Source organism: Streptomyces sp. NBC_01267 (assembly GCF_036241575.1).
Taxonomy (GTDB): domain Bacteria; phylum Actinomycetota; class Actinomycetes; order Streptomycetales; family Streptomycetaceae; genus Streptomyces.
On sequence record NZ_CP108455.1, the window covers coordinates 1160088 to 1173654 of the forward strand.

At 70.4% G+C, this 13567-nt stretch carries 12 protein-coding genes; 2 read left to right on the forward strand and 10 right to left on the reverse strand.

The features are described 5' to 3' along the window. Nucleotides 1-57: 57 nt before the first annotated feature. From aroQ to aroC, 3 genes are read right to left on the reverse strand one after another with little or no spacing between them, the layout of a single operon-like run. Nucleotides 58-498 carry a type II 3-dehydroquinate dehydratase gene (aroQ, locus tag OG709_RS05380; protein ID WP_266643970.1) on the reverse strand — a complete coding sequence of 147 codons (441 nt, stop codon included), beginning with the start codon at nt 496-498 and terminating at the stop codon, nt 58-60. After that, a complete protein-coding gene (gene aroB / locus OG709_RS05385) occupies nt 495-2144 on the reverse strand; it encodes a 3-dehydroquinate synthase (RefSeq protein ID WP_329165048.1) in 1650 nt (549 codons plus the stop codon). Before aroB ends, aroQ begins: the two co-directional genes overlap by 4 nt. After that, nucleotides 2141-3325 carry a chorismate synthase gene (aroC, locus tag OG709_RS05390; RefSeq protein WP_266643966.1) on the reverse strand — a complete coding sequence of 395 codons (1185 nt, stop codon included), beginning with the start codon at nt 3323-3325 and terminating at the stop codon, nt 2141-2143. The genes aroB and aroC overlap by 4 nt, the downstream gene beginning before the upstream one ends. Before the next feature lie 245 nt (nt 3326-3570). Between aroC and OG709_RS05395 the strand changes: the two genes are divergently transcribed. Continuing rightward, nucleotides 3571-3942 carry a hypothetical protein gene (locus OG709_RS05395; protein ID WP_250303531.1) on the forward strand — a complete coding sequence of 124 codons (372 nt, stop codon included), beginning with the start codon at nt 3571-3573 and terminating at the stop codon, nt 3940-3942. Between the two features lie 22 nt (nt 3943-3964). Here the strand turns inward: OG709_RS05395 and OG709_RS05400 are convergent, their stop codons facing one another. The 6 genes from OG709_RS05400 to OG709_RS05425 form a co-directional block, all read right to left on the reverse strand. Further along, nucleotides 3965-4792, reverse strand: coding sequence for a shikimate dehydrogenase (locus OG709_RS05400; protein ID WP_250303529.1), 828 nt, complete (start codon nt 4790-4792; stop codon nt 3965-3967). Further along, nucleotides 4789-6600 carry an endolytic transglycosylase MltG gene (gene mltG, locus OG709_RS05405; RefSeq protein WP_329165053.1) on the reverse strand — a complete coding sequence of 604 codons (1812 nt, stop codon included), beginning with the start codon at nt 6598-6600 and terminating at the stop codon, nt 4789-4791. Before mltG ends, OG709_RS05400 begins: the two co-directional genes overlap by 4 nt. A 100-nt stretch (nt 6601-6700) precedes the next feature. Next, a complete protein-coding gene (gene ruvX, locus OG709_RS05410; protein WP_250303642.1) occupies nt 6701-7174 on the reverse strand; it encodes a Holliday junction resolvase RuvX in 474 nt (157 codons plus the stop codon). Beyond that, complete coding sequence (gene alaS, locus OG709_RS05415) at nt 7171-9840, reverse strand: alanine--tRNA ligase (protein WP_250303521.1); 2670 nt, start codon at nt 9838-9840, stop codon at nt 7171-7173. Before alaS ends, ruvX begins: the two co-directional genes overlap by 4 nt. Beyond that, nucleotides 9840-10151 (reverse strand): DUF6167 family protein, encoded by a 312-nt coding sequence (locus OG709_RS05420; protein WP_250303520.1) that lies wholly within the window; start codon nt 10149-10151, stop codon nt 9840-9842. Before OG709_RS05420 ends, alaS begins: the two co-directional genes overlap by 1 nt. A gap of 7 nt (nt 10152-10158) precedes the next feature. Then, entirely contained in the window at nt 10159-10587 is a 429-nt protein-coding gene (locus OG709_RS05425) for a DUF948 domain-containing protein (RefSeq protein ID WP_250303518.1), read from the reverse strand. Between the two features lie 159 nt (nt 10588-10746). Between OG709_RS05425 and OG709_RS05430 the strand changes: the two genes are divergently transcribed. Continuing rightward, nucleotides 10747-12909, forward strand: coding sequence for an ATP-binding protein (locus OG709_RS05430; RefSeq protein WP_329165058.1), 2163 nt, complete (start codon nt 10747-10749; stop codon nt 12907-12909). Here OG709_RS05430 and rpsD read toward each other — a convergent pair. After that, nucleotides 12897-13511: a 30S ribosomal protein S4 gene (gene rpsD / locus OG709_RS05435; RefSeq protein WP_250303514.1), complete on the reverse strand. Its 615-nt coding sequence runs from the start codon at nt 13509-13511 to the stop codon at nt 12897-12899. The genes OG709_RS05430 and rpsD overlap by 13 nt on opposite strands. Nucleotides 13512-13567 lie beyond the last annotated feature (56 nt).

The window sequence follows — 13567 nt, forward strand, 5'->3', positions numbered from 1 at the left end:
ACGGTACCCTCCCCGGCCACCGCCATGTGAACGTCCGGGGAGGGGCAACGTGCCGCGTCAGCCGGTCAGTTCCTCGGCGACGGCCCGCAGCGCGAGGCGGTACGAGCCGATACCGAAGCCCGCGACCGTGCCGCTGGCGACGGCAGCGATGACCGAGTTGTGACGGAACTCCTCACGCGCGTACGGGTTCGAGATGTGCACCTCGATCAGCGGAGCGGTGCGCTGGGCCGCCGCGTCGCGCATTCCGTACGAGTAGTGCGTGAAGGCACCGGGGTTGATGACGACCGGGATCGAACCGTCCGCCGCCTCGTGCAGCCAGCGGATCAGCTCGCCCTCGTCGTTGGTCTCGCGGACCTCGACGTCGAAGCCGAGCTCCTTGCCGAGCGCCGTGCAGGCGTCGACGAGCCCCGCGTAGGACGTCGCTCCGTACACGTCGGGCTCCCGGGAGCCCAGACGGCCCAGGTTGGGGCCGTTGAGCACGAGGACGCGGCGGGTCATGCGGAGACCTCCCCGAACACGGCGAGCAGGACCGACGGGTCGGGGCCCTCCAGGACGGTCGGCTTGGCGAGCCCGTCGAGAACGACGAAGCGCAGCACGTTGCCGCGGGACTTCTTGTCGACCTTCATGGTCTCCAGCAGCTTGGGCCACTGGTCACCGCGGTAGGTGAGCGGCAGCCCGACCGAGGCCAGTACGGCGCTGTGCCGGTCCGCGGTCGCGTCGTCGAGGCGTCCGGCCAGGCGGCCGAGTTCGGCGGCGAAGACCATGCCGACCGAGACGGCGGCGCCGTGCCGCCACTTGTAGCGCTCGTTCTTCTCGATGGCGTGGGCGAGGGTGTGCCCGTAGTTGAGGATCTCCCGCAGGCCGGACTCCCGGAGGTCGTTGGAGACGACCTCGGCCTTGACCCGGATGGAGCGCTCGATCAGCTCGGCCGTGTGCGGTCCTGCGGGCGTACGGGCCGCCTCGGGGTCGGACTCCACGAGGTCGAGGATGGCCGGGTCGGCGATGAAACCGGCCTTGATGATCTCGGCCAGCCCGGACACGTAGTCGTTGACCGGCAGCGAGTCCAGTGCGGCCAGGTCGCACAGCACCCCGGCGGGCGGGTGGAAGGCGCCCACCAGGTTCTTGCCCTCCGCGGTGTTGATGCCCGTCTTGCCGCCGACCGCGGCGTCCACCATGCCGAGCACGGTGGTGGGTACGGCGATCCAGCGCACCCCGCGCAGCCAGGTCGCGGCGACGAACCCGGCGACATCGGTGGTGGCGCCACCGCCCACTCCGACGATGACGTCGCTGCGGGTGAAGCCGGTCTGGCCCAGCGCCTTCCAGCAGTAGGCGGCGACCTCGACGGTCTTGGCCTCCTCGGCGTTGGGCAGCTGGATCGCGATGGCCTCGTAGCCCTGGTCGGCGAGGTCCTGCCGGACCGCCTCACCGGTCTCGGCGAGCGCCTCGGGGTGCAGTACGGCGACGCGCCGGGTCTGTTCGCCGATCAGGGACGGCAGTTCGCCCAGCAGACGGTGGCCGACCAGCACCTCGTACGGGGCATGGCCGTCCGTACCGCCGACCTGGATGCGGATGGGGGCGTCCTGCGTCATACGTGTCTTCTCCTGGCCGGGATTCCTGCGGCTGTCCGCCGGGGGTTCCGGCAGTTCCAGGGCGTCGAGGACCGCCTGCACGACCTCTTCGGGGCTGCGGTCGTCCGTGGCGACGGATGCGCGGGCGACCTCGGTGTACAGCGGGCGGCGCGCTTCCATCAGCTCACGCCACTGACGGCGCGGGTTGACGGCGAGCAGCGGGCGCGCGGTGTTCAGTCCGACGCGTTTGACCGCCTCGTCCACGTCCATGGAGAGGTAGACGACGGGCTGCCCGGCGAGCAGTTCGCGGGTGGCGGCGTCGAGGATCGCGCCGCCGCCGAGTGACAGGACGCCGGTGTGTCCGGCGACCGCGTCGGCGACCGCCGCCCGCTCCAGGGCGCGGAAGTGGTCCTCGCCCTCGTCGACGAAGATGTCCGCGATGGTGCGGCCCTCGGCCGCCACGATGTCGGCGTCGGTGTCGCGGTAGACCACTCCGAGCCGCTCGGCGAGCAGCTCGCCGACGGTGGACTTGCCGACACCCATCGGGCCGACCAGGACGACCAGCGGGCCGCTCATCGGATCTGGAGGTTGTCGAGGAACGACTGGACGTTGCGGCGGGTCTCGCCCACGCTGTCGCCGCCGAACTTCTCCGCGACCGCGTCCGCCAGGGTCAGCGCGACCATGGCCTCGGCCACGATGCCCGCGGCCGGCACGGCGCAGACGTCGGAGCGCTGGTGGTGGGCGGCGGCGACCTCTCCGGTGGCCACGTCGATGGTGGCGAGCGCGCGCGGAACGGTCGCGATCGGCTTCATCGCGGCCCGGACGCGCAGCAGTTCACCGGTGGACATACCGCCCTCGGTGCCACCGGAGCGGCCCGAGGTGCGGCGGACGCCGTTCTCGGTCGGCACGATCTCGTCGTGCGCCTTCGATCCCGGCACCCGGGCGAGGTCGAAGCCGTCGCCGACCTCGACGCCCTTGATGGCCTGGATTCCCATCAGCGCGGCGGCCAGCCTGGCGTCGAGCCTGCGGTCCCAGTGCACGTGCGAACCGAGTCCGACCGGCACGTGGTAGGCCAGTACCTCGACCACACCGCCGAGGGTGTCGCCGTCCTTGTGGGCCTGGTCGATCTCGGCGACCATCGCCTTCGACGCGTCCGCGTCCAGGCAGCGCACCGGGTCCTCGTCCAGCTTCGCCTCGTCGGTGGGGACCGGGACGACACCGTACGGCGCCTTCGCCGAGGCCAGCTCCACGACGTGCGAGACGATCTCGATCCCGGTGGTCTCCTTGAGGTACGAGCGGGCCACCGCGCCCAGCGCGACGCGGGCCGCGGTCTCCCGGGCGCTGGCGCGCTCCAGGATCGGCCGGGCCTCGTCCAGTGCGTACTTCTGCATGCCCGCGAGGTCGGCGTGGCCGGGGCGCGGGCGGGTCAGCGGGGCGTTACGGGCCAGCTTGGCCAGCTCCTCGGGGTCGACCGGGTCGGCCGACATGACCTGCTCCCACTTGGGCCACTCGGTGTTGCCGACCATGACAGCCACCGGGCCGCCCATGGTGAGGCCGTGCCGAACCCCGCCGAGGAAGGTGACTTCGTCCCTCTCGAACTTCATCCGGGCGCCGCGGCCGTAGCCGAGCCGCCGCCGGGCGAGCGCGTCAGCCACCATGTCCGTCGTGATCGGGACACCGGCGGGAAGGCCCTCCAGCGTCGCCACCAGTGCGGGGCCGTGCGACTCCCCCGCGGTCAGCCAACGCAACCTGCTCAACGGTGCTCCTCATGCTCGCGCCTCGATCTACGACGGCGCGGCCGGGTGCGCGGCCCTGGCCCGCCTCCCCCGATCCTCCCACGGAAGGGCGGCCGTCCGGTCAGGGGTCCCAGCTGACGGACTCCTGCGGGCGCCACCGGGCGGTGCCGTGTGCTGCAATTCTGACGGGCGGACCCGACGGCGGTCCCACCGGACCGGCCGAGAGCCCTTCGCCTGATCCGGACGGAAGACTCTGGGAGAGAGCAATGGAACTGGAGCTCGACGGCGGCGCCCGCGTGGCGCTGGAGACCGGCCCGGCCGGGGTACGGCTGGCCGTGCGGCCGGCGGCCGACCAGGGGGCCGCGGTGCTCTGTTCCCCGGGCCGGGCAAGGGAGTTGGCCGCCGCCCTGGTCCGTGCCGCCGACGAGGCGGAGCGCGTGCGGCCCGCCGAACACGTCACCGTAGAGGCACGGGAGCTGCAGCGCGGTGACGTCCGGGACAGTGACCGCTCCATGACGGTGGACCGGGTCCGGGTCCTGGGCGACAGTGTGCAGGTCACCTGGAAGTCGGACACCGGCCGCAGCTGGACCCAGGACTACGCGGCGGACACCGTGATCGGTCTCCGCCGGAGCGTCTGACCTCGCCCGCGCGGGGGCCCGCTCAGCGTGCGCCGAGCGCCTGTTCCCCTGCCTTCCGCATCGCGGACAGCGGGGCGGGAGCCCGGCCCGTCATCTGCTCGACCTGGAGCACCGCCTGGTGCACCAGGAGGTCGAGACCGCCGACCACGGCGCCACCACGGGTCGCCCAGGCAGCGGCGAGGGCCGTCGGCCACGGCTCGTACAGCACGTCGAAGAGGGTCCCCGGCGCGTCCGGGACCGCCTCCGCCAGCGCGTCGGTGGCACCGGCCGGGGTGGTCGCGACGATCAGCGGCTCCTCGAAGGCGCGGGATGCTTCGCTCCAGTCCGCGGTGTGCACGTCGACACCCAGCCGCTCGCCCCAGCCGCGCATCTCGGCGGCGCGGGCGGCGCTGCGCACATAGGCGGTGACCCGTCCCGTACAGATGGTGGACAGGGCGGCCAGCGCGGAGGAGGCGGTGGCGCCGGCGCCGAGGACAGCCGCCGATCCGGTCTTCTCCACCCCGCGCTCGCGCAGCGCGGCGACCATTCCGGGGATGTCGGTGTTGTCGCCGCGCCTGCGGCCGTCATCGGTGAGCACGACCGTGTTGACCGCCTCGACCGAGGCCGCCGCCGCGCTCACCTCGTCGAGCAGCGGGATGATCGCGCGCTTGAGCGGCATCGTCAGCGAGAGTCCGGCCCAGGACGCGTCGAGGTCCGCGACGAACCCGGGGAGCGCCACCTCGTCCACCTCGAAACGGTCGTACGACCAGTCGTCCAGGCCGAGTTCACGGTATGCGGCGCGGTGCAGCACCGGGGACAGCGAGTGCGCGATGGGCGAGCCGAGGACGGCCGCCCGCTTTCCTGAGGTCACTGGCCCGACTGCTCCTGTTGCTTCTGATACTTTTCGCGGTTGCGGTTCTGCTCCGCGTTGGTCGCCGCGAACACCGTCTTGTCCTCCGTCACCGAAACGAAGTAGTACCAGGGACCGGAAGCGGGATTCATCGCCGAGTGCAGGGCGTCGGTGCCCGGATTGCCGATGGGGCCGGGCGGCAGACCCTTTATGTCGTAGGTGTTGTACGGGTCCTTGATCTTCCTGAGCGCGTCCACACTCCCGACGTCGAGTGTGCTCTGTTTACGCATGTAATTGATCGTGGAGTCGAATTCGAGCCGCCCGGCCGTCTCCGTGTTGTTCGACTTCAACCGGTTGTAGACGACGCGTGCCACCTTGTCGAAGTCGTTCTTGTACTTGCCTTCGGCCTGGACGAGGCTGGCCACGGTGATGACCTGGAACTCGTTCTCCAGGCCCAGCTTGTGAGCCGCCCCCGCGAGGTCCTGTTTGCTGTACGCCTCGTCCGCCTGGGCGACCATCTTCTTCAAGATGTCTTCCGGCTTCATCCCGTCGCCGACCGGATAGCTCGCCGGGTAGAGGAATCCTTCCAGCGGGTCCTTGAGCTCCTTGTGTCCCTTGGCCCAGCTCGGCAGGCCCAGCTGGTCGGCCTTGTCCTTGGCGATCCCCTCGGTGGTTCCCGCCTTCAGTTTGAGCTTCGCGTCGATCGCCGAGTAGACCTGCTTGTCCCGGGTACCGGGCGGGACGATGAGCACGTTGAGGTTCTTGCTGTCCACCATCGCCATGACCGCGTTCGCCGCGGACATGTGCTGGTTCAGGGAGTAGACGCCGGCCTGGAGGACTTTGGCCTTCGGGTTCTTGTGCGTCGCGTCGACGAACGCGTCGACGCTCTTGACGACGCCCTTCTCCTTCAGGAGACGGCCGATCCCACCGGTGCCGGTGCCCCGGGGAACCTCGACCTGGATCGGTGAGGTGCCGGTGCCTTCGTAGTCGGGCAGCGGCGCGTACCGGGACTGGTAGAAGCTGTAGGCGAAGTAGCCCACGCCGCCGAGGCCGCCGACCAGGACCGCGGACACCACGAAGCAGGCACAGCCGCTGCGGCGCTTCGGTTTCTTGGACTTTCCCCGGCGGTCGCGGGTGTCCTGACGGGTCTCGGCCGGATCGTCGTCGTACTCGTCCTGGTCGTCCGGCCCGAGGGAGCTTTCCTCACCGGTGAAGAAAGGATGCGTCTCCGGCTCGGCCTCGGCCTCCGGCTCGGGTTCCACGGGCGCCGGGGGCTGCTGCCACTCCTCGCGCTGCCCGGGAGGCTGCGGCGGCGGGTAGGCGTCGGGCGTCGGGTAGTAGTCGGGGTTCTCGCCACCGTAGTGCGTGGGCTGGCCGCCGTACGGGGCCGAGGGATCCACACCGTACGGCAGGCCGGACTGCTGACCGCTGTCCCAGCCGCCGTCGTACGGCGGCTGGGCCTGCTGCTGGTACGGGTCCTGCGGGTACTGCTGCTGGTTCTGCCCGTACTGGTTCTGTCCGTACTGGTTCTGCTGCTGACCGAACTGATCCGGGCCCTGCTGGTACTGCCCGTGCTGCGGCTGCACCTGCTGCGGCTGCCCCTGCGGGTACTGACCCTGCTGGTACTGCTGCTGGTAGGGGTCCTGCGGCTGGCTGTACACCGGGTTGCCGTACTGGTCGTACTGCTGCTGTCCCTGGTGGTACTGCTGCTGCCCGTCGTAAGCCGGCTGACCTGAGACGTCCTGCTGACCTCCCCATCCCTGGTCCCCGTACAACGGGTCCTCGGGATGCCACGGTTCGGAGCCTGCGCCCCGGCCATACTCAGTCATCGGTCCCCTAGAGCCGCGAGGCCTCCGGACGGTCCGCCTCTTTTACTGTGCGGCAGCTGTTCGAAACCCGCCGCATGGCGCGGACGTTACCGTATCGCGATCAGACAACCACTTCGACGCCCTCGCCCGGAGCTGCCCCCGACGCCCGTTCGGACTCAAGTGCATTCTGGAGGATGACGACAGCCGCAGCCTGGTCGATAACAGAACGACCCTTTTTGGACTTTACGCCGGATGCGCGCAAACTCTGGCCGGCCGTCACCGTGGTCATTCTCTCGTCGATCAACCGCACCGGAACGGGAGCGATACCACGGGCGAGTTCCTGGGCGAACACCCGGACCTTGGCCGCTGCCGGGCCCTCGCCCCCGTTGAGGGAGCGAGGGAGGCCGACGACCACCTCGATCGGCTCGTACTCGCCGGTCAGCTGCTTCAACCGCCGGTGGGCGGCCGGGACATCACGTCCCGGCACGGTCTCCACCGGCGTGGCCAGCACCCCGTCGGGGTCGCACGAGGCGACCCCGATCCGGGCGTCCCCCACGTCGATCGCCAGTCGGCGGCCTCTGCGCACGGCGGTCAGGCCGTTTCGCCGACGAGGCGCTCGACGGCGGCCACGGCGTCACCGATGGCGTCCGGGTCCTGGCCGCCGCCCTGCGCGACGTCCGGCTTGCCGCCACCGCCGCCGCCGAGGGTCTTGGCAGCCGTACGGACCAGCTCACCGGCCTTGAGACCGCGTTCGCGGGCGGCCTCGTTGGTGGCGATGACCGTCAGCGGTCGGCCGTTTGCCGTGGTGAAGAGGGCGACCACGGCCGGACGGTCGCCCGGGATGCGGCCCCGGACGTCCAGGACGAGCCTGCGCAGGTCGTCGGCGCCCGTGCCGTCAGGAACCTGACCGGTCACGACGGCCACGCCGCGTACGTCCTTGGCACCCGCGGCGAGCCCGGCGGCGGCCTGGAGGACCTTCTCCGCGCGGAACTTCTCGATCTCCTTCTCGGCGTCCTTGAGCTTGGCGAGCATGCCCGAGATCCTCTCCGGGAGCTCCTCGGAACGGCCCTTGACCAGCTCCTGGAGCTGAGCGACGACCATGTGCTCCCTGGCCAGGAACTGGTACGCGTCGACCCCGACCAGGGCCTCGATACGGCGTACCCCGGAGCCGATCGACGACTCGCCGAGCAGCTTCACCAGACCCAGCTGGGCGGTGTTGTGGACGTGCGTACCGCCGCACAGCTCCTTGGAGAAGTCGCCGATGGTGACGACTCGCACCCGCTCGCCGTACTTCTCACCGAACTCGGCGATGGCACCCTGCTTCTTGGCCTCGTCGATGGACATGACCTCGGCCTGGACGTCCAGTTCACGGGCGAGAACGTCGTTGATCTTGTGCTCGACGTCGGTGAGCACCGTGCCGGGAACGGCGTTGGGCGAACCGAAGTCGAAGCGGAAGCGGCCCGGCGAGTTCTCCGAACCGGCCTGGGCGGCCGTCGGGCCGAGGGCGTCACGCAGCGCCTGGTGCGTGAGGTGGGTGGCGCTGTGGGCGCGGGCGATGGCCCGGCGGCGGCGCAGGTCGATGGCGACGTGGGCGGCGGCGCCGAGCGTCACCTCGCCGACCTGGACCGAGCCCTTGTGCACGGAGACGCCGGGGACCGGCTGCTGGACGTCACGGACCTCGACCACGGCGCCCGAGTCGAGCCTGATCCGGCCGGTGTCGGCGAGCTGGCCGCCGCCCTCGGCGTAGAAGGGGGTCCGGTCGAGAACGATCTCGACCTCGTCGCCCTCGGTGGCAGCGGGCGAGGGCACACCGTCGACGAGCAGACCGACGACGGTCGACTCGCCCTCGGTGGCGGTGTATCCGGTGAACTCGGTGGAACCGGCGCGGTCGGCGACCTCACGGTAGGCGGAGAGATCGGCGTGACCGGTCTTCTTGGCCCTGGCGTCGGCCTTGGCGCGCTCGCGCTGTTCCTTCATCAGCCGGCGGAACCCGGCCTCGTCCACGGAGACGCCCTGTTCGGCGGCCATCTCCAGGGTGAGGTCGATCGGGAAGCCCCAGGTGTCGTGGAGCAGGAAGGCCTTCTCACCGGCGAGCACCTGACCGCCCGCGGCCTTGGTCTCGGTGACGGCGGTGTCGAGGATGTTGGTACCGGCCTTCAGCGTCTTGACGAAGGCGGCCTCCTCGGCGAGGGCGACGGTCTCGATCCGCTTGCGGTCGGTGATCAGCTCCGGGTACTGCTGCCCCATGGCGTTGATCACGACGTCGACCAGCTCGGCGACGACCGGGCCCGAGGCGCCCAGCAGGCGCATGTTGCGGATGGCGCGGCGCATGATGCGGCGCAGGACGTAGCCACGGCCCTCGTTGCCGGGGGTGACGCCGTCACCGATGAGCATCACCGACGTACGCATGTGGTCGGTGACGACCCGCAGCGCGACGTCGGAACCCTCGCCGGTGCCGTACCGGACGCCGGTCAGCTCGGTGGCCTTGTCGATGACGACCTGCGAGGTGTCGATCTCGTACAGGTTCCGCACGCCCTGGAGGATCATGGCGAGGCGTTCGAGGCCGAGGCCGGTGTCGATGTTCCTGGACGGCAGGTCACCGAGGATCGGGAAGTCCTCCTTGCCGTCCCCGGCACCACGCTCGAACTGCATGAAGACCAGGTTCCAGATCTCCACGTAGCGCTCGTCGTTGACGGCGGGGCCGCCCTCGACGCCGAACTCCGGACCGCGGTCGTAGTTGATCTCGGAACACGGTCCACAGGGTCCGGGGACGCCCATGGACCAGAAGTTGTCCTTCTTGCCCAGCCGCTGGATGCGCTCGGCCGGTACGCCGATCTTCTCGCGCCAGATCTGCTCGGCCTCGTCGTCGTCGAGGTAGACCGTGATCCACAGCCGCTCGGGGTCCAGGCCGTACCCGCCGTCGGCCACGGAGTTGGTGAGCAGCTCCCAGGCGTAGGCGATGGCGCCTTCCTTGAAGTAGTCACCGAACGAGAAGTTGCCGCACATCTGGAAGAACGTGCCGTGCCGGGTGGTCTTGCCGACCTCTTCGATGTCCGGGGTACGGACACACTTCTGCACGCTGGTGGCGCGCGGGGCGGGGGGCTTGGCCTCGCCGAGGAAGTACGGCTTGAACGGGACCATGCCCGCGGGGACCAGCAGCAGAGTCGGGTCGTCCGCGATGAGCGACGCCGAAGGGACGACGGTGTGCCCGCGCTCCTCGAAGAAGCTCAGCCAGCGGCGGCGAATTTCGGCCGACTCCATCAGTGGTCCTCATTCCGGTTGTGCGAATGCTTGGTGTATTCGATGGCAGCGAGGTGACGCTGCACGGGAAGTCCGGGGGCGGGCGGCGCCTCGATGCCGAGCGCCTCTCCCAGCTCCGCCTCGCGCTGGGCCATCCCGGCCCGTACGTCGATGGCGAAGTCCTTGAGCCGGTGGCCCGCGTCGACGGCCTTGTTCGCGGCCTGCGCCGCGAGGCTCTCGGGGCTCAGCTGCTTGATCTTGCGATTGACCTTGGTGGTCGCCCAGACACCGGCTGCGGCGCCCGTGGCGAACCAGAACGTACGGCGGAACATTGCAGCGTCAGCCCTTCCGCTTCCTGCGCCGTGCGGTCTCCACCGTACGGCCGACGATCACCGGCGGACGGGACCGCTCCGGCTCCGCTCCGGTCTTGCGGCCCAGTGCCTGGCGTACGCCGTAGCCGAAGGCCGCGACCTTCACCAGCGGGCCGCCGAACGTCGACGCGACGGTGGTGGAGAGGGCCGATGCGTTGGAGGTGACCTCCTGGACGTCCGTCGCGATGGCGTCCACCCGCTCCAGCTGGGTCTGCGCGGTGCGCACGGCCGTCGAAGCGTCGGCGAGCAGCGGAACGGCCTGATCCGTCACGTCCGCCACGAGCTTGGTGGTCGCCCTGAGCGTCTGGGCCAGCCTCACCAGCACCACGGCGAGGAAGGAGACCAGGATCGCCCAGAAGACGGCCACCAGGATGCCGGCCACCTCTCCACCGGACACGTTGCACCGCCTTCGGGTCATCGGAAGTCGCGTCGATTTTCGGTTCCCCGAGCCTATCGCGCCGGGGCTCGGCCCCCGTACCGCATTACCGCCGCCCCCGCCCGGACTTCCGGGATCGGATTGTACGCACTGCACACCTGCGGATACTCTCCGTGCCCTATGCGAAGCGACTCGTCCGGCCGCGCAAGCGCCATCCAGGGAAACCTTCCGGCAGAGCTCGACCGGTTCATCGGGCGCACGGCCGAACTGGCCGAGCTGGAGGGGCTCCTGGCGGCGTCCCGCCTGGTGACCGTGACCGGTGTCGGCGGCGTGGGCAAGACCCGGATTGCCACGCACGTCGCCGAAAGGTTGCAGGAACGGTTCTGCGACGGGGTGTGGCTGGCCGGGCTGTCGGCTCTGCGCGACCCCGAACTGCTGGAGCACGCACTCGTCGAGTCGCTGGGGCTGACCGACCACACCAGCAGGCCGCCGCGCGAAGTACTGACCGCCCATCTCGCCGGGCGCCAGCTCCTGCTCGTCGTCGACGGCTTCGAGCACCTCGTCGACGCCTGCGCCGCACTGCTGCTGGAACTGCTGCGCGGCGCACCGCGGCTGAAGGTGCTCGCCGTCGGCAGGCGCCCCCTGGACATCGAGGGCGAGCGGACGCTCACGCTGCCGCCGATGCGGGCCCCGGACGCCGAACAGTTCTTCGCCGACCGCGCCGCGGCCCGGCGCCCCGCCTTCCGTCTCACCGAGCAGAACAGCGCCCGGGTACGGGAGTTGTGCGGCAGGCTGGACGGGATTCCGCTGGCACTGGAGCTCGCCGCGGCACGGATGCGGGCACTCTCGGTCGAGCAGCTGCTGGCCAGACTCGACGACCGCTTCCGCCTGCTCACCGGGGGCGGCAGAGGCGTGCTGCCCCGCCATCGGACCCTCCGTACCGCGATCGGGTGGAGCCACGAGCTGTGCACACCCGAGCAACGGCTGCTGTGGGCAAGGCTGTCCGTGTTCGTGGGCACCTTCGACCTGGAGGCGGCCGAGTACATCTGCGGCGGCCCCGATCTGCCGTCCGAGCAGATCCTCGACGTACTCGGCGAGCTGCTGGCGCAGTCCGTGGTGGTACGGGAGGACGCCGCGGCCGGGATCCGCTACCGGATGCTGGACACGGTCAGCGAGTACGGCGCGGACTGGCTGGGGTCGACGGGTGACACGGACCGGCTGCGGCGCCGCCACCGGGACTGGTTCCTGGGGCTCGCCACCTGGTGCGAGCTGGACTGGTTCAGCGCACGGCAGGCCGGGATCGCGGCCCGCGTCGAGAGCGAACTGCCCAATCTGCGGGGCGCGATGGAGTTCTCGCTGGAGCAACCGGAGGACGTTCACCTGGCGCAGCATCTGGCCGGGGCGCTCTGGTTCTACTGGGCGGGCTGCGGGCGGCTGGCCGAGGGCCGGCACTGGCTGAGCCAGGTGCTGGAGGCGGAGAGCGGATACGGCGCGGCGCGGCTCAAGGTCCTGTGGGTGCTGGGTTACGTGTCGGTGCTCCAGGGCGACGCGGTCGCCGCGGTCGCCGCCCTGCAGGAGTGCCACGAGGCGGCCGAACAGTGCGGCGACGCCACGGCCGCCGCCTACGCGCTGCACCGGACGGGCTGTCTGGCGCTGGTCTCCGACGACATGCCGCGCGCGGAGGAGTTGCTGCGCACGGCGGTCACCCAGTACCGGGAGATCGGCGAACTCAACAGCAATGTCCTGATGGGGCAGGTGGAGCTGGCGATGGCGGTGTGCTTCCGCGGCCGGCTCGACGAGGCAGCCGCGATCTGTCAGGACGTCGTGGCGGTCTGCGAGGACCACGGGGAGCGCTGGGCACAGGCGTACGCGCGGTACGTCCTGGCCTTCGAGGCCTGGTCCGCCGGCCGTCCCGACCAGGCCCGCGAACTGCTGGCCGCGTGCCTCTCCGCCAGCCACACCTTCCATGACCTGCTCGGCACGGTACTGGCGCTGGAGCTGATGGCGCTGCTCACGCTGGAGGACGGCGACGCCGCGGAGGCGGCCCTGTTGCAAGGCGCCGCCGGGCAGCTCTGGACATCCGTCGGGCTGCCGCTCTTCGGCTCGGCCTACTACAACGCACCGCATCTGCGCTGCGCGCGGCGGGCCCGGGAGGAGCTGGGCTCCGGAGCGTACGAGAAGCTGCTCGCCGAGGGAGCGCGGCTGGGGACGGACGTGGCGGTCGACCGGGCGCTGCACGGCCCCGCCCCATGCGAAGACCCGCCGCCCCCTGCTCCGCGAGGAGCGAGGGGACGACGGGCCGGAACGCTGAAGCGCGAGGTACGTCCGGATCAGCGGGCGTAGTACTCGACGACCAGCTGCTCGTCGCAGATGACCGGGATTTCCTTGCGGTTCGGGTCGCGGTCCAGGCGGAAGGCCAGGGCCTTCAGGTTCACCTGGAGGTAGCGCGGGGTCTCACCGTCGGTGTCGTAGCCACCCTCACGGGCCACCTGGAAGGGGACCTTCTCGCGGCTGCGCTCGCGGACCGTCACGACGTCGTCGGGGCGGACGCGGAACGAAGGCTTGTCGACCTTGCGGCCGTTGACCTCGATGTGGCCGTGGACGACCATCTGACGCGACTGGTAGATGGTGCGGGCGATGCCCGAACGCAGGACCAGGGCGTCGAGGCGACGCTCGAGCTCGACGACCAGCGCCTCGCCCGTCTTGCCGCCGGCCTTCTTGGCGCGGTCGTAGGCGCGCGCCATCTGGCGCTCGCTGATGTCGTACTGGGCGCGCAGGCGCTGCTTCTCCAGCAGACGGACCTTGTAGTCCGAGTTCTGCTTGCGGCCACGGCCGTGCTCGCCCGGCGGGTACGGACGGGCCTCGAAGTACTTGACAGCCTTCGGCGTCAGCGCGATACCGAGCGCGCGTGACTTCTTGACCTTGGGACGCGACTGGTTAGGCACGTTCTCCAAACCTCCATGGTTGGGCTAGGTTAGGCTCACCTTACTCAAGGAGATCG

Excerpts from the sequence above, each read along its gene's own strand:
- aroQ (WP_266643970.1), bottom strand. The coding sequence starts at position 498 with ATGACCCGCCGCGTCCTCGTGCTCAACGGCCCCAACCTGGGCCGTCTG.
- aroB (WP_329165048.1), bottom strand. The coding sequence starts at position 2,144 with ATGAGCGGCCCGCTGGTCGTCCTGGTCGGCCCGATGGGTGTCGGCAAG.
- OG709_RS05395 (WP_250303531.1), top strand. The coding sequence starts at position 3,571 with ATGGAACTGGAGCTCGACGGCGGCGCCCGCGTGGCGCTGGAGACCGGC.
- mltG (WP_329165053.1), bottom strand. The coding sequence starts at position 6,600 with ATGACTGAGTATGGCCGGGGCGCAGGCTCCGAACCGTGGCATCCCGAG.
- alaS (WP_250303521.1), bottom strand. The coding sequence starts at position 9,840 with ATGGAGTCGGCCGAAATTCGCCGCCGCTGGCTGAGCTTCTTCGAGGAG.
- OG709_RS05420 (WP_250303520.1), bottom strand. The coding sequence starts at position 10,151 with ATGTTCCGCCGTACGTTCTGGTTCGCCACGGGCGCCGCAGCCGGTGTC.
- OG709_RS05430 (WP_329165058.1), top strand. The coding sequence starts at position 10,747 with ATGCGAAGCGACTCGTCCGGCCGCGCAAGCGCCATCCAGGGAAACCTT.